This window comes from Paenibacillus sp. NPDC058174, assembly GCF_042883865.1.
GTDB lineage: Bacteria > Bacillota > Bacilli > Paenibacillales > Paenibacillaceae > Pristimantibacillus.
Map to the genome: position 1 here is coordinate 799069 of NZ_JBHVUY010000002.1, position 14888 is coordinate 813956.

Annotated in this window: 13 protein-coding genes; 10 read left to right on the plus strand and 3 right to left on the minus strand. The window is 49.7% G+C overall.

Annotated features, from left to right (window positions below; all coding sequences use genetic code 11):
- The first annotated feature begins 34 nt into the window (after positions 1-34).
- Together ACFVVF_RS15155 and ACFVVF_RS15160 are read left to right on the plus strand one after the other, a co-directional pair.
- Positions 35-811, plus strand: coding sequence for an ABC transporter ATP-binding protein (locus ACFVVF_RS15155; RefSeq protein WP_387810851.1), 777 nt, complete (start codon positions 35-37; stop codon positions 809-811).
- On the plus strand, positions 786-2720 hold the full coding sequence (locus ACFVVF_RS15160; RefSeq protein WP_387810854.1) for an ABC transporter permease: 1935 nt from the start codon (positions 786-788) through the stop codon (positions 2718-2720). Before ACFVVF_RS15155 ends, ACFVVF_RS15160 begins: the two co-directional genes overlap by 26 nt.
- On the opposite strand, the gene ACFVVF_RS15165 is transcribed toward ACFVVF_RS15160, so the two are convergent.
- Entirely contained in the window at positions 2681-3085 is a 405-nt protein-coding gene (locus ACFVVF_RS15165; RefSeq protein ID WP_387810857.1) for a hypothetical protein, read from the minus strand. The two genes, ACFVVF_RS15160 and ACFVVF_RS15165, sit on opposite strands and share 40 nt — an antisense overlap.
- Positions 3086-3204: 119 nt before the next feature.
- Between ACFVVF_RS15165 and ACFVVF_RS15170 the strand changes: the two genes are divergently transcribed.
- Both ACFVVF_RS15170 and ACFVVF_RS15175 read left to right on the plus strand, forming a co-directional pair.
- Positions 3205-3942: an AAA family ATPase gene (locus ACFVVF_RS15170; RefSeq protein ID WP_387810860.1), complete on the plus strand. Its 738-nt coding sequence runs from the start codon at positions 3205-3207 to the stop codon at positions 3940-3942.
- Between the two features lie 27 nt (positions 3943-3969).
- Positions 3970-4497 (plus strand): hypothetical protein, encoded by a 528-nt coding sequence (locus ACFVVF_RS15175; RefSeq protein WP_387810863.1) that lies wholly within the window; start codon positions 3970-3972, stop codon positions 4495-4497.
- Between the two features lie 15 nt (positions 4498-4512).
- On the opposite strand, the gene ACFVVF_RS15180 is transcribed toward ACFVVF_RS15175, so the two are convergent.
- Positions 4513-5670, minus strand: a complete 1158-nt coding sequence (locus ACFVVF_RS15180; protein WP_387810865.1) for a metallophosphoesterase — start codon at positions 5668-5670, stop codon at positions 4513-4515.
- 178 nt (positions 5671-5848) lie between these two features.
- Here ACFVVF_RS15180 and ACFVVF_RS15185 point away from each other — a divergent pair, with 178 nt between their 5' ends.
- The 3 genes from ACFVVF_RS15185 to sda all read left to right on the plus strand — a co-directional run bounded on the left by ACFVVF_RS15185 (position 5849) and on the right by sda (position 9441).
- Positions 5849-7999, plus strand: coding sequence for a DNA topoisomerase III (locus ACFVVF_RS15185; protein ID WP_387810868.1), 2151 nt, complete (start codon positions 5849-5851; stop codon positions 7997-7999).
- Between the two features lie 266 nt (positions 8000-8265).
- Positions 8266-8937, plus strand: coding sequence for a YheC/YheD family protein (locus ACFVVF_RS15190; protein WP_387810871.1), 672 nt, complete (start codon positions 8266-8268; stop codon positions 8935-8937).
- A gap of 360 nt (positions 8938-9297) precedes the next feature.
- Entirely contained in the window at positions 9298-9441 is a 144-nt protein-coding gene (gene sda / locus ACFVVF_RS15195; RefSeq protein ID WP_387810874.1) for a sporulation histidine kinase inhibitor Sda, read from the plus strand.
- A gap of 405 nt (positions 9442-9846) precedes the next feature.
- Here sda and ACFVVF_RS15200 read toward each other — a convergent pair whose 3' ends face one another.
- Positions 9847-10854: an NAD(P)/FAD-dependent oxidoreductase gene (locus tag ACFVVF_RS15200; protein WP_387810877.1), complete on the minus strand. Its 1008-nt coding sequence runs from the start codon at positions 10852-10854 to the stop codon at positions 9847-9849.
- A 359-nt stretch (positions 10855-11213) separates the two neighbouring features.
- Here ACFVVF_RS15200 and ACFVVF_RS15205 point away from each other — a divergent pair, with 359 nt between their 5' ends.
- From ACFVVF_RS15205 to ACFVVF_RS15215, 3 genes are all read left to right on the plus strand, one after another.
- Entirely contained in the window at positions 11214-12407 is a 1194-nt protein-coding gene (locus ACFVVF_RS15205; protein ID WP_387810880.1) for an NAD(P)/FAD-dependent oxidoreductase, read from the plus strand.
- Positions 12407-12670 carry a hypothetical protein gene (locus tag ACFVVF_RS15210; protein WP_042165333.1) on the plus strand — a complete coding sequence of 88 codons (264 nt, stop codon included), beginning with the start codon at positions 12407-12409 and terminating at the stop codon, positions 12668-12670. The genes ACFVVF_RS15205 and ACFVVF_RS15210 overlap by 1 nt, the downstream gene beginning before the upstream one ends.
- Positions 12671-13907: 1237 nt before the next feature.
- Positions 13908-14570: a DUF559 domain-containing protein gene (locus tag ACFVVF_RS15215; RefSeq protein ID WP_387810883.1), complete on the plus strand. Its 663-nt coding sequence runs from the start codon at positions 13908-13910 to the stop codon at positions 14568-14570.
- The last annotated feature ends 318 nt before the right edge of the window (positions 14571-14888 follow it).

Below are 14888 nucleotides of genomic sequence, written 5' to 3' on the forward strand. Positions count from 1 at the left end.
GCAACGATAGAAAGCTTTGGGAGGCTAGTTGAAGATGAGTGTATTGCATACGAAAGGGTTAGGCAAAATATACAGCTCGAAAGGGAATGTTTCTTATAAAGCGCTGGAGGATATTGATCTTAAGGTCGAAGCCGGCGAGTTTGTCGGGGTCATGGGGCCGTCGGGAAGCGGGAAGACGACGCTGCTCAATCTGCTGTCGACGATCGACAAGCCGACTTCAGGTGAGCTTGAGATTAATGGTGTTAATCCGGCAAGGCTGAATGAACGCAAGCTGGCGCTGTTCCGGCGCAGAGAGCTTGGCTTTGTGTTTCAGGATTTTAATTTGCTCGACACGTTGTCGATTAAGGAAAATATCATTTTGCCCCTCGTACTGGAGGGGGTCTCTCCCCGGCAAATTGATGAGAAGCTGCGGCCGATTGCCGAGCTGCTGCAAATTACAGCCATTCTCAGCAAACGAACCTATGAGGTGTCCGGCGGACAGAAGCAGCGGGCGGCGATCGCGCGGGCGATCATCCACCAGCCTTCGCTTGTATTGGCCGACGAGCTGACCGGCAATCTGGATTCCAAGTCGGCGAAGGATGTCATGGACTCATTGAAGGATATGAATGAGCGGCTGAAGGCAACGGTTCTGATGGTTACGCATGATCCGTTCTCTGCAAGCTATTGCCAGCGGATTGTCTTCATTAAAGACGGCAAGTTTTTCTCGGAAATTCGGCGCGGCTCAAACCGGCAGGCATTCTTCCAACAAATATTGGACGCACTGAGCGTGCTGGGAGGTAATTTCGATGACGTTCCGTTCGCTCGCGCTTAGCAATATCCGCGGCAACTGGCGGTCCTACAGCGCGTTTTTCTGGAGCAGCGTGTTTTCCGTCATCATTTTCTACATGTACGCCGCCTTTATCTATCATCCGGATGTTATTAACGGCAACATATTGCAGGCGCAAAAGATTCGGACCGGCATGCAGTTCTGCCTTTATCTGATCGCTATTTTCTCATTCCTGTTCGTGCTGTATGCGAATTCGGCGTTTCTGAAGACGAGAAAGCAGGAATTCGGCCTGTTCTCATTATTCGGAATGACCAGGTCGCAATTGCGACGGCTCGTTATCTACGAGAATGCCGCGGTAGCGCTATTGTCTCTTATTACGGGCATTGCGATCGGCATGCTGTTCAGCAAATTGTTCTTTATGGCGCTGGGCGCCATATTAAGCGTGAAGGATCCCATTCCATTCGCGGCTCCCGTCTTCGCGATTGCACTGACCGGCATCGGATTTTTCGCCTTGTCGATGGGGATTGCACTGTTGACTTCTTTACGTATTGGCAAATCGGAAATTGTTGACCTGCTGAAGGCAGCCCGCAAGCCGAAAGGCGATCTCGTTTTTTCCAAATGGCTCGTCGTACTTGCTGTATTATGTTTAGGAGCCGCATATGGCATGGCTTTGAATATGACGGTTGAGACGTTCCTGCTGCTGGCACTGCCGATACTGATTACGGTCACCATCGGAACCTATTTTTTATTTACGCAATTGAGCGTCCTGGCCATCCGTTTTCTGCAGCGCAAGCATTCGGTTTTTTACAACCGGACCAATATGATTGTTTTGTCCCAGCTTGGCTATAAGCTGCGAGACAATGCGCGCATCTTATTTATGGTATCGATCATGAGCGCGGTCATTTTGACCGCCTCCGGCACTTTTTATTTGATGCAAGTGGGCTATAAACTGATGGTGTCGAATTTCTCTCCTTATACCATTGCATATGTCGAGCGCGGCCTTCATACGAATGAGGTCGTTGATCCGGAGCAAATGGCGGGCATATTGGAGAAAAATGGCCACCCGATCACTAGAGAAGATAAGCTGGTCGGAGCGGAGATTACGAAGCTGAAATTGGAATCCGAAAATAAGCAATCCCATGATTACAGCAATTCCAAGGGCTTTGTCATATCGGCCTCTGAATATAATCATAGTGCAGCTGCCCTTGGTCTCCCGGCAGTTGAGGTAGAGCAGGATACCGTTATTTTGCAAGCCAGCTGGATAAAAGCTCCGCAAACCATACAGGGCGTTATTAACGGAGTGACGGTCGATTATAAAATATCGGAAAGTGTAAACAGTACGATAATGAACATGACCAGTTATCTTTTTACAATTATTATGGATGACTTTGCTTACAGCAAGCTAATGGCCTCTATCCCGGAAGAGAAGCAGATTGTCGCTTACGGCTATGAAGTGAAGGATTGGGAAAGCGCGGCAGAAGCTGTCGGTCAAGTGCAGAAGCTCGTACCGGAGAGTAAAAAAGAGCAGACGCATATGACGCGTGCGTCTATGTATCAGGATTATATGCAAGACGCGAATTTAACGCTGTTTATCGGTTTATTCATTAGTCTGCTGTTCTTTATCGCTGCAGGCAGTCTGATCTACTTCAAGCTGTTCACGGAGCTGCAAGAGGATCAGCAGCAATTCCGCGCCTTGAAGCGGATCGGCATGACACTTCAGGAAATCAGGCGGATATCGGTATCGCAAATTGCGATTGTATTCTACATTCCTTGCGTCGTAGGCACAATTCACGCCCTTGTTGCGATGAAGGCTTTGGATACGCTGATGGGATCTTCCGTATGGCTTTATTCCTTTGTCGTCATCGGTATCTTTATCATCATGCAGACGTTTTACTTTATCATCGCGTCGGTCAGCTATATGAAGAGCATTAACCGGCCGGGGCCGGCGTCGTAAATGGTATGGAATTTTAAAAAAGCTGTTGCTTCGTTAATGAAGCAGCAGCTTTTTTTGCGAGTGGAGAGTTGGATTTTAAGTTGAATTGCCTCCCATTGCTTGTCGCGACCGTCGGAACGATGAATCAGCGCCCTATCTGTTAGCCTCGTTCCAGCTAAATCCGGCAACAAAATGCAAAAGTGCAGGCTGATCATGCTAATATAGCATAAAATCGCGATCAAAATGTAAAAGTACATTTTAAATCGCTCCATTTCGCTCCTTTGAGGCTTTCTGGGCTGAACAAACTGCACATTTGCATTTTGAAGCGATAAATGGCCGAAATATCGGTAAACAAACTGCACATTTACATTTTGATTAATGTTCATGACCGCCATGAGCGATAGAGAAACTTTTCCCATGAAAAAAGCGTCTATATATACATATATTTGAATTTCATGACCATTCAATCAGCAGCAGGCTTCGTGCTAGTGGAGGGAGCAGTAAGATGACATTTTTGAAGCGGGCTTCCTTTGACTGGAAAGCAGCGGAAGCGGCAGGCAGGCTGGGGCAGTATCCCTTTCATATCCCGGCCTTGCAGCGGGTGGACGAACTGGATCTCGACAGCAACATTACATTCTTTATCGGCGAGAACGGCTCTGGTAAATCGACCCTGCTGGAAGCGATTGCGCATCTTTGCGGCTTCAATATTGTAGGCGGAAAAAGCTCGCTTTTATCCAGAGAGAAGGACGACGTGTCGCTGTCTTCCATCATAAAGCTGTCTTGGACGCCCAAGGTGAGCAACGGATTTTTCTTTCGTGCGGAGACTTTTGATGCTTTTGCCGATTATATCGATGAATTGGCTAAGGAGGATAGAAGAGCCTACGATTCCTATGGCGGCCAATCCTTGAATGAGCAGTCGCACGGGCAGGCTTTCTTATCTTTGTTTACGAACCGGCTCGGCGGAAAAGGGATTTATTTGCTTGATGAGCCGGAGTCGGCGCTCTCCCCGCAAAATCAGCTAGCCTTTATCCGGCGGATCTGGGAGATGGAGCGGGAAGGCCAGTCGCAATTCATTATTGCGACACATTCGCCGATTCTGCTCTCGTACCCGGGCGCCGCGATATGGAGCTTCGATCATGATCCGATCAAGCGGATCGATTATGAGGAGACGGAGCATTACCGGCTGACGAAAGATTTTTTGAACAATCGCGGACGATATTTTCGAACCTTGTTTGAGGAGTGAATACGGAGAACCAAAGGGGGATTTAAGATGAAGCTTCAGGAATTATCCTTTGCTGCGGTAAGATTGCTGGCTGTATGGATGCTTATACGCGCTTTGCTGTTTGTTGGGACAACGATTCAAATGATTGCAGTCGGAAGCGAAGGGCTGATGATATGGGGGATTTCGCTCTTGCCTGCGCTGCTGCTTACCGGTGCAAGTCTGCTGTTATGGCAAAAAGCAGGCTGGGCAGCCTCACGCATTGCGGGGGATAAAGGGGATGCGGCTTTCGATTGGAATCGTATGGAAGAGGGCGCATTATACCGCTTTGGCTTCTCGCTTGTGGCGGTCGTTATTATAATAACGACGCTGCCGGCTTTGATCGGCAGCGTCGCTCAAGTGTTGCAGGTCTATGCGGAGTCGTACACGATCTCCCAGCCATTCCTCATTAGCGCATGGAGCAGTCTCGTCGTACAGCTGGCGAAGCTTGCCCTGGCGGCAGTGCTGCTGCTGCAGGCGGATGTTATCTATGGCTGGCTTCGCCGTACGGCGCTGAGGGTAAGGGAAAACAACCAGTAGCGGGAGTGCTTTACTTTACCCTTTATTGTTAAATGCCAGATCGATCTGAATGACCTCTGACCGGCTGCCGATTCGAATCGGCGGTCCCCAGCTGCCGAAGCCGGAGGAGACGATGGCATGCAGGCCGCCTTTCTGCTTGTAGCCCCAATCGAGCTCAAACAGTCTGCGGGTAATGAGATGATTGGGTGCCATCTGGCCGCGATGCGTATGGCCGGATAAGGAAAGATCGATACCGTTAACGGCAGCCTGCTCCAAGTCGGAGGGCTGGTGATCCATCATAATGAGCGGCAGTGCTGCATCGACCTCGGCTACAAGGCTGCGGATCGGCAGCCTGCCGCTTTTGTCGTTGCGGCCTGAAGCAGCGGAAGCGTCTTTACGGCCGATAATATAGAAGCTGTCCGCAATGAGCACGTTCTCGTCACGCAATACGCGGATGCCGATCGCATCCATTTCCGCTACAAACTGCTCGATATGGCCGCCGATATATTCATGGTTGCCAAGCACGGCGTATACGCCAAGAGGTGCTTTCAGCTGCTTCATGACATCAGCCATTTTATAGCGGATGAACGGATCGATGTCGTCATCGATAATATCGCCAGGCAGCAGAATAATGTCCGGCTTCATCCGGTCCATCTCGTCTACTAGACGCTGCAGATGCCGATTGCCAACCGTTGTGCCGAGATGAATATCGGAAGCCATGCCGATTTTCAGCTTTTTCAGCTTGCCAGCCTGCTTCGGAATGACAGCGGAATAGACGCGGACAATTGGCGTCCAGGCATTCCAGGATCCCCGAATGAGCAACGCGGCGAGTATAACGACAACTGCTGAACCTACTGCAAGAATAGCGTTCTCGGTTGTAATAGAGGTTTTCGTTAACAGCCAGACGATTAGGTCAGCTGGAGGAAGCAGAAGGACTGAATATTCGAAGACGGCAATCCAGTAGGAGCCGAGCAGCTTCAGCTGGCGGGCAAGCGGCCGGGTAAAGTTGGATTGTCCCATCCTCCCGACGATATAGCCCAGCGCGAGAACCGCAATGACGATGCTGTACAGGACCGGCGACTCCCATCCGAACAGAGTTGAGGCATACACCCAGCCATTCCAGCCGATGTACCAGTTGATGAGGCCGTAAATCAGTAGAACCGATGTAATGACGGCAATTAAGCGGGGCTTCATTCGGGCACGCTCCTAGTTCATTCATAAATTTAGAAAAGCAGATAATGAAGATACTATAGCACACTCGGAATTGCCGGGTAAAATAGAGCGGTTAGCAAGGGGGGAAACCGGATAGTCGGCGGTTTCTCTTTCCTGTGGTAGAATAAGAGGAAACCCGATAAGATTGGAGAAAACAGCAATGAAATCACTTGTTCTGGCGGAGAAACCGAGCGTGGCCAGAGAGCTTGCCCGCGTGCTTGGCTGCAGCCAAAAAAATAAAAGCTACATAGAAGGTCCGAAATATATCGTAACGTGGGCGCTTGGCCATCTCGTTACATTAGCTGAACCGGAAGAATACGATGCGAAATACAAGACCTGGAGCCTGGAGGATTTGCCGCTGCTTCCGCCCAAGATGAACCTGAAGGTGATGAAGGAAACCTCCCATCAATATAAAGCTGTGGCTCAGCTATGCCGCAGGCAGGATATTAGCGAGCTGATTATTGCGACAGACGCCGGACGCGAGGGTGAGCTTGTGGCACGCTGGATTATGGAGCTTGTGCATTGGCGCAAGCCGTTCAAGCGGCTCTGGATTTCGTCACAGACGGATAAAGCGATCAAAGAAGGCTTTCAAGCGCTGAAGCCAGGCAAAGACTACAACAATTTGTATGCCTCGGCGGTGTGCCGGGCGGAGGCCGACTGGCTGATCGGCTTGAATGTAACACGTGCGCTGACCGTTAAATATAATGCGCAGCTTGCAGCTGGACGTGTTCAAACGCCAACGTTAGGCGCTATGATGGATCGCGAAAAGGAAATTCAGCAGTTTCAATCGCAGCCGTATTGGACGATTTCTGCCGATCTAGGCGGGTTTCAAGCGGTATGGCGGGAATCGGATTCGCATGACGGCAGAGTCTGGAAGCATGAGGAGGCAGAGGCTGCAGCAGGCCGGCTGCACGGCAAAGGCGCGAAAGTAGACAAGCTGCGCACCGTTGAGAAAACAGAGCCGCATCCGCAAGCTTACGATCTGACAGAACTGCAGAGAGATGCGAACAAACGGCTTGGCTTCTCCGCCAAGCAAACCTCGAACGTACTGCAGAAGCTGTACGAGCAGCATAAGCTGGTTACGTATCCGCGAACCGATTCCAAATACTTGTCCAGCGATATCGTGCCGACGCTGAAAGGCAGACTGGAGAGCATTGCCGTGGGGCCTTATTCGGCTATGGCACGCAAGCTGCTGCGCGGCCAGCTTCCGGTGACGAAACGTTTCGTTGACGACAGCAAAGTAAGCGACCACCATGCGATTATTCCGACGGAGCAATTCGTCAATCTATCAGCGCTGAGCAATGAGGAGCGCAGACTTTACGATTTGATCGTGCGCCGCTTCATCGCTTTGTTTTATGCTCCGTATCGTTATGATGAGACGAGCGTAGTGCTGACGGTCGGAGGCGACAAGCTCTATGCCAAAGGGAAGGTCATGAAGGATATGGGCTGGAATGAGCTGTACAGCGATCGCGCAGCCGAGGACGATGAGGACGAGGATGAGGGCGGACGCAGCGGGCAAGGGGAACGCCAGCCGGAGCAGCTTCTGCCTGCCCTGACACAGGGCCAGACGATACCGGTTAAGCAAAGCCGGATCAAGGAGCTTCGAACCATGCCGCCTGCCCGTTATACGGAAGCTTCGCTGCTGGGGAAGATGGAGAAGCATGGACTAGGAACGCCTGCTACACGTGCGGACATTATTGAGAAGCTGCTGTCCACCGACACGATTGAGCGGTCGCAAAACCGTCTTATTCCGACAGGCAAAGGAAAGCAATTGATTGAGCTGGTTGTTGATGAGCTGCGCAGCCCGGATTTGACGGCGCAATGGGAGCGGGAGCTGCAACGCATCGCGCAAGGCAAAGGCGAGCCGGCCAAGTTTATGGCCTCCATTCGTGAGCAGGCCAGCAAATGGGTGACGGAGGTCAAGAACGAGACGAAGGAATACAAGCCGCATAACTTGACCCACTCCCGCTGCCCCGAATGCGGCAAGCTGCTCATGGAAGTGAAAGGGAAGCGGGGCAAATCGCTCGTCTGCTCCGACAGGGAGTGCAGCTACCGCCGCTCAACTGAGCCGGTATTATCCAATAAGCGCTGTCCGCAATGCCATAAGAAGATGGAGATTCATAACGGCAAAGCAGGCAAATATGCGCAATGCCGCCCTTGCAACGTAATCGAGATGCTGGGGGACAAGCAAGGCGGCCGGGTGAACAAGCATCAGCAGAAAAAAATGATTGAGCAATTCAGTGACAACGTCAGCTTGTCGAATAGTTTGGCCGATGCTTTAAAAGCGGCAATGGAGAAAAACAAAGAGTAGTCATGCAAAAGGTACAGTATCCTCAACCAATGAGGAAATGTACCTTTTTAGCATTTTCAGCGGCAGATTGTGTCGTTATTGAATAATTTCTTCTATTAATATAGTTCAACTATTCAACTGGCACTCGCCCATTCGCTAGGCTGATCACTTGGGAGCTGCTTGTTAGCGCGGCAATTGGGGCTTCTATCCTCCGACATTCATCCAAGAGATAGATGATTCGCTGTCATATGCTATGGATGAAGCCGCAGGAAAGGAGATTGAAAGTATTGGGTGAACATCAAGGCAGGCAATTAGCCAGCAAATGGGCTAAAACGGCCGTGCTTCGCTCGAATCCGCAAATTGCGCCACATATCCCGCCTACTAGCAGATATACGAGTGAGAATCTAAGAAGCATGCTGAATACGCATCAGATGGTAGTCGTCAAGCCGGTGCGCGGTGCCGGGGGGAACGGGGTCATTAAAGTTTCGAAAACGAGCGGAGGCTACTCCTACTCCTATTATGCCAAGACGAAGAGCTTTACGAATTTCGAGAGTATGAAGCGCTCGCTGGACCGGTGCAAGAAGAAACGGGCTTATTTAATCCAGAAGGGTATTTATCTGGCGACGGTTGGCGGACGTCCAATCGATTATCGCGTTAAATATGTGAAAACGGACAGGGGCTGGGTATACCGCGCTCTGGTTGGGCGGATAGCCAAGCCCGGCTTGTTCGTAACAAACATCTGTCGCGGAGGCACGTTGGTTACAGCTGCTCAAGGCATACGCCGGTCGATCGGGGCATCATTCGTTGGCGCGAAGAAGCATAAAATGCGTGAGCTTACTGTCCTTTCCACACAGCTTCTGGAAGCGAAATTTCCCGGAATTGGACAGCTTGGGTTTGACTATGGCATCGATAAGAGCGGGAAGATATGGATTTTTGAAGTCAATACGAGACCTCAATAGAGAGAGGGAATCGTACCGCTTAGCATGAAATAAACCCCTTGGCGGGTTTATTTTTTTGTGCGAGGAGAGCGAGAGAGCGCTGTAACCTGCATTTATATGAAGGAGATGGGTAATATATTCCATTAATGGAGTTCCGAAATCCCATTAAAGTTTTTTATTGAACTTGGCGAAAAACAGGCTGTGTATAACAATATCCACATCATCCACGTTGATTTTCCTTATTTTTCGACTCATGTCCACAAATCATGCACAGCATGTCCACAGGTGATTGTGAATAAGGCGATCTGTTGTTGGATTGAAAAATCAATGCTACTATGAGGAAGAAATTAGGATAATCCATGAGGAAAGGAAGTGTCCGCTATGGAATTGCTCAATGATGAACTGCTGGAAGATACCTATATCGCGGCCGTCCAATTTGAGCTAGAGCCTGAATTTATTTACATGCTGCAAATGGAAATGAGACGCAGAAAGCTAGGTTTGCGCGAGGAGCTCGTGACGGCTTAGACAAGCCAGCGGCTTGCGATTGCCAGGACAAGCATAGAAGAAATTAATGAAGCAACTACACCCACTCCGTTATTTCCACATCTACGGATCGCTCACAATTCAGGCAGAAAGCAATGTGCTTGCAATGTGCTGTTTCCGCCGTTTGTTCAAACACTTGCTCTGACGCTTCCCATGGCTCATATGGCGCATAAGGGCCAGTCCAATCCGCTATCCGTCCCAAATCACTTAATGGTTCATGACAATTTTCGCATTGTGCAAAAAGGGGCTGCAAGCCGTTGCAAACCGGACATAACATAAGGGTATCCTCCTTGGCTGGACTCGAGCGCTGAAAAAAGCGCAACGGGAATTGGAAAAGCCAAGGTTAGGATACCCTTTTTTTTGATCAGATACGCGTATGCGCGAGTATTATAGTTTCATGTTGCTGCTATGTCCCGGAGACAGCTTTGCGCTCGGATCGACGTACACCTTGGCATTATTAATTGCAGTAGGCGCTTCGCCGAAGCCAACGGCAATCAGCTTGAGTTTGCCCGGATAAGTTGTAATGTCGCCGGCGGCAAAAATCCCCGGAATGTTCGTCTCCATTCGAGTATCGACCATGATTGAGCCGCCTTCAATGTGAATGCCCCAATCTGCGATAGGACCAAGCGAGGAGACAAAGCCGAAATTGACGATTACTGCGTCGACATCGAGCTCTGTAGTTTCCTTTGTTTTGACGTCGGTCAGCGTTACCCGTCCGATCCGTCCGCTGCCATTGTCATGGAGCGCCGTAATTTCTTTTGGCGTTGCGATAGTAACGGTTGAATTCATCAGATTTCCGACACTATGCTCATGCGCCCGGAATTTGTCGCGGCGGTGAGTGAGCGTGACGCTTTTGGCAATCGGCTCTAGCATTAGCGACCAATCGACGGCAGAATCGCCGCCTCCGCTGATCAGCACATTCTGATCCTTGAACCGCTGAAGATCGCCGACAAAGTAATGAAGATTGCTGCTCTCATATTGCGCAGCTTCAGGCAGCTCCAGTCTGCGGGGCTCAAAAGCGCCTACGCCAGCCGTAATAATGACCGCTTTTGCATAATAGGCCGATTTATTCGTGACGATCTCGAACAGCCGGTCATCCTTTTTCGTAACGGCCGATACCTTTTCTTCTAGACGAATGTCCGGTTTGAACAGGGAGAGCTGCTCAATGAGACGGTCAACGAGCTCCTGGGCTGTTACTTTCGGAAATCCGGCAACATCATATATATATTTCTCGGGATAAAGGGCTGCTAATTGCCCTCCTAGCTGAGGCATGCTTTCTATTAATAATACGGATGCTTGACGCATTCCTCCATAAAAAGCAGCGAACAAGCCGGCGGGCCCGCCCCCGATAATGGCAATGTCGACGGTCTGCTCCAAGGATTCGGAATTAGGCATGATGCACCTCCAATATGGGATTAAACGATACTTCATTATAAGCTTTTGACAGGCAGGATTGAAACCGCGAATTTGTATGCCTCTCTAAAGTTTTTCGTATACTTTGCTCTTGAACTTTTAAAGAAAACTATGTAATATTTCTGATGTATATTACGTAAGTCACTGGAAGCTTGGACCGTCAAAGTGAATGGATTTTGACCAAAAAACCACGATTGCGATGAGAGATGAAGATGTCAAAAAGCCCAGTGTTTATAAAGAGGAACCGAATTGCACAAGCTACCGATAGATATTATAAATTAGCATACGGGTTTGTGTAATTTTTCACAGAGAAAAAGCACAGGAATGGATGGGATCATACGATGAGCAACATACCGAAAATCGTTATTTTAGGTGCAGGGTACGGTGGAGTACTGACTGCGTTGCGTCTCCAGAAGGAGCTTAACTACAACGAAGCCGACGTCACCCTCGTAAATAAGCATGACTATCATTACATTACTACACATTTGCATATGCCTGCTGCCGGGACCGATAATCCGGAAAATGCCCGCGTCAGCATTTCTAAACTGATCGACGAGTTTAAGATCGACTTCGTTAAATCGACGGTTGTTCAAATTCGTCCGCAAGATAAAAAGGTCATTCTGGAAGACGGCACTCTTTCCTATGATTATCTTGTTATTGGCCTCGGCGGCGAGCCGGAGACATTCGGCATTCCGGGTCTTGGTGAATACGCGATGAACATTCGCAGCATCAACTCGGTTCGTCTGATCCGTGAACATATTGAATATCAATTTGCCCGCTACAAACGCGAGCCTCATCGTACTGATTACTTAACGTTCATCGTAGGCGGAGCAGGCTTTACCGGCATCGAATTTATCGGTGAGCTGTCCGACCGCATTCCTGAGCTTTGCAAGCAGTTTGACGTTGATCCCGCTCTTGTGAAAATTTACAATATTGAAGCGGCGCCAACCGCTTTGCCTGGCTTTGATCCCGAACTGGTGGAATACGCAATGGATGTGCTGTCGAAGAAGGGCGTTACGTTCCGCATCGGCACAGCCATTAAAGAATGCACGCCGGATGGCGTCGTTGTTGGCGAAGGTGAAGAAATCAAATCGCAAACCGTTATCTGGACCGGAGGCATCCGCGGCAACCGTCTGATTGAAGACGCTGGCTTCGAAACGATGCGCGGCCGTGTAAAAATCGATGACAACCTGCGTGCTCCAGGCCATGAGAACATCTATATTGTCGGCGACAATTCGCTGATGTTCAATCCGGAAGGCCGGCCGTACCCGCCAACTGCGCAAATCGCGATGCAGCAAGGTGTCGTATGTGCGCATAACCTGGTCGCCTCGATCCGCAACCAGCCGCTGAAAGGCTTTGTGTTCAGCAACAAAGGTACCGTTGCCTCGCTTGGCAAAGGCGAAGCGATCGGCATCGCTTTCGGCAAAAAATATAAAGGCCGCGTTGCCGCTTGGCTGAAAAAGCTGATCGACCTGCGTTACCTGTTCATTATCGGCGGTATTCCGCTCGTGCTGCGCAAAGGCAAGTTTCTATAATGCGCCACTGCAGCGTGCAAGTTCGAGGCTTGCTGACCCGGGATGAGCTGGACCGGTACAATGCATTAATGGAAGTAGGCTCCTTCCTGGAGTCGCAGAACCGCTACGATCTCGCCTATACGGTGCAGAAGGAAGTCGACCTGCTCATTCAGCCGGCGATCGAGCGTCTGAAGGATAAAGGCCGCGAGCGCGACCGCGCGACGCAGGAGTACCTCGATGCCAAGCGCCTGGCGCTGCTCGAGGACGAGGAAGACGAGGACTAATACATGATAAGCTTTCGCCAGCCGAACGTTTCGCGTTCAGGGTGGCGAAAGCTTTTTTTCGTGTTGAACTAGGCTAGCTAAGGTTCGTTGCCAGCCGTATTAAGTGGTAGTTGCTTAATTTCTTATGTGCTTTTCGCTTTTCGGCGGGGTTCCTCGCCAGCTTGGGCTTGTTGTCGATTAGCGAAGCACCTTCGCAAAATAAGGAACCTAACTTCGCTGTAGCGCGGTTCTGGGTTTGACATTGGAGATTAGCGAAGCACCTTCGCAAAATAAGGAACTTGTCTTCGCTGTAGCGGGGTTTTGAGCCTGATATTGCCGATTAGCGAAGCACCTTCGCAAAATAAGGAACTTGTCTTCGCTGTAGCGAGGTTCTGCGCCTGATATTGCCGATTAGCGAAGCACTTTCGCAAAATAAGGAACCTGTCTTCGCTGTGCCGGGGGATTCCGACTGATAATTGCCGATTAGCGAAGCTAGCTTCGTTTTCCGTGAACCTAGGTTCACGGAAAACGAAAATCAGTTCGCAAAAAGTGTGAGAGGGCAGTTAAAGGCGGTGATTTTGCGAAAATGGCTTCGTTAATTAGCGAATCTGGTTCGTTGTAGACTGATGGGGCAGGGTGGTGGCCCTCAATACTATGTAAATAGTTACTTTTCTCCGTATATTCTCGCGCCAATTCCCCCGCCTGCTAGGCCTAAGCTGATCAGCGAAGCACCTTCGCAAAATAAGGAACTTGTCTTCGCTGTAGCGGGGTTCTGCGCCTGATATTGCCGATTAGCGAAGCACCTTCGCAAAATAAGGAACTTGTCTTCGCTGTAGCGAGGTTCTGCGCCTGATATTGCTGATTAGCGAAGCACCTTCGCAAAATAAAGAAGCTGTCTTCGCTGTGCCGTGGTTTTCCGCCTGGTACTGTCGATTAGCGAAGCTAGCTTCGCTTTCCGTGAACCTAGGTTCTCGGAAAGCGAAAATTAGTTCGCAAAATGTTCGAGCGGGTAGTTAAGACGTTGATTTTGCGAAGATGGCTTCGTTATATAGCGAATCTGGTTCCTTGTAGGAGGAGAGGAAGCGGACAGGAGCTTCGATACTATGTTTTGGTTGCCAGTTTTTTCAATATCTACTATACTAGTAGTAGGTAACTAGGAGTGAAGCACACCCTGATTGCGGCGATATTCGTCTGCGGTCAGGGTGTTTTCTGTTTTAGGGACCATACTAAACGAAGCTATGATAAGGAGGAGACGACGATGCAGCAGCAATTGGATAGTTTTATTGAGGCGTTTAACCGGGATGCGGCCATTAGCGGGAAGTTTCGCAACAAGTTAGGTAAAATTGAACTGCAATTTCTTGAACAGGTGTGGGGACCTGCGTTTGGTTACAATTATGAGGGGTTGAAGGCGGAACATCCGTTTTTGGACCATAAAGGCGGACAACGGTTTGCGGACTTCATTTTTGTAAAGCACGGGATAAAGCTTATCATGGAGATCGATGGCTTTACCACGCATGCACGCGATATTTCACCGGGAGAGTTTAACGACCATCTTCTTCGTCAAAATGATCTTGTGCTGTCAGGCTGGCTCGTTCTTCGATTCTCGGCTTGGCAGGTGGAGAACCAGCCGAAGCAATGCGAACGCCAGATTAAGCAGGCGATTGGCCAATGGTGGTCGCAAGCTTACCGTGAGGACGAAGGTCATAGCAAGCAGGTGTGGGAGTCCCGGAAGCAGCTTGTTTTACAAATGGCCATGAGAAAAGATGGTAAAATTAAAGCATCTGATATAGCGGGACAGTTCCAAATCAGTAACCGTTCAGCCACTAACTGGCTGAAAAGATTTGAGGTTGATGGCGCCATCATACCTGTTCCCTCGCCATATCGCGTAACCCTCTACCGTCTGCCAAACTATATTAGATGAAATGGTTAGTTAGCGAAGCACCTTCGTTATTTAACGAAGGTAAGTTCGCTGTATGGCGTGTACGGTAAGCGGATATTGTCTACAACGAAGCTGCTTTCGCAATTGGAGAACCTAGGTTCCCGAATAGCGAAAGCAGCTTCGTTGTGAGGAGACGGGATATACAAATTACGGTGTGCAGCGAAATTTGGTTCGTTATTTAGCGAATCAGCTTCGTTCCAAGAGCAAGAGCAAGAGCAAGAGCAAGAGCAAGAGCAAGAGCAAGAGCAAGAGCAAGAGCAAGAGCAAGAGCAAGAGCAAGAGCAAGAGCAAGAGCAAGAG

Excerpts from the sequence above, each read along its gene's own strand:
- ACFVVF_RS15185 (WP_387810868.1), top strand. The coding sequence starts at position 5,849 with ATGAAATCACTTGTTCTGGCGGAGAAACCGAGCGTGGCCAGAGAGCTT.
- ACFVVF_RS15165 (WP_387810857.1), bottom strand. The coding sequence starts at position 3,085 with ATGAACATTAATCAAAATGTAAATGTGCAGTTTGTTTACCGATATTTC.
- ACFVVF_RS15200 (WP_387810877.1), bottom strand. The coding sequence starts at position 10,854 with ATGCCTAATTCCGAATCCTTGGAGCAGACCGTCGACATTGCCATTATC.
- ACFVVF_RS15210 (WP_042165333.1), top strand. The coding sequence starts at position 12,407 with ATGCGCCACTGCAGCGTGCAAGTTCGAGGCTTGCTGACCCGGGATGAG.
- ACFVVF_RS15170 (WP_387810860.1), top strand. The coding sequence starts at position 3,205 with ATGACATTTTTGAAGCGGGCTTCCTTTGACTGGAAAGCAGCGGAAGCG.
- sda (WP_387810874.1), top strand. The coding sequence starts at position 9,298 with ATGGAATTGCTCAATGATGAACTGCTGGAAGATACCTATATCGCGGCC.
- ACFVVF_RS15155 (WP_387810851.1), top strand. The coding sequence starts at position 35 with ATGAGTGTATTGCATACGAAAGGGTTAGGCAAAATATACAGCTCGAAA.
- ACFVVF_RS15180 (WP_387810865.1), bottom strand. The coding sequence starts at position 5,670 with ATGAAGCCCCGCTTAATTGCCGTCATTACATCGGTTCTACTGATTTAC.
- ACFVVF_RS15175 (WP_387810863.1), top strand. The coding sequence starts at position 3,970 with ATGAAGCTTCAGGAATTATCCTTTGCTGCGGTAAGATTGCTGGCTGTA.
- ACFVVF_RS15215 (WP_387810883.1), top strand. The coding sequence starts at position 13,908 with ATGCAGCAGCAATTGGATAGTTTTATTGAGGCGTTTAACCGGGATGCG.
- ACFVVF_RS15160 (WP_387810854.1), top strand. The coding sequence starts at position 786 with ATGACGTTCCGTTCGCTCGCGCTTAGCAATATCCGCGGCAACTGGCGG.
- ACFVVF_RS15205 (WP_387810880.1), top strand. The coding sequence starts at position 11,214 with ATGAGCAACATACCGAAAATCGTTATTTTAGGTGCAGGGTACGGTGGA.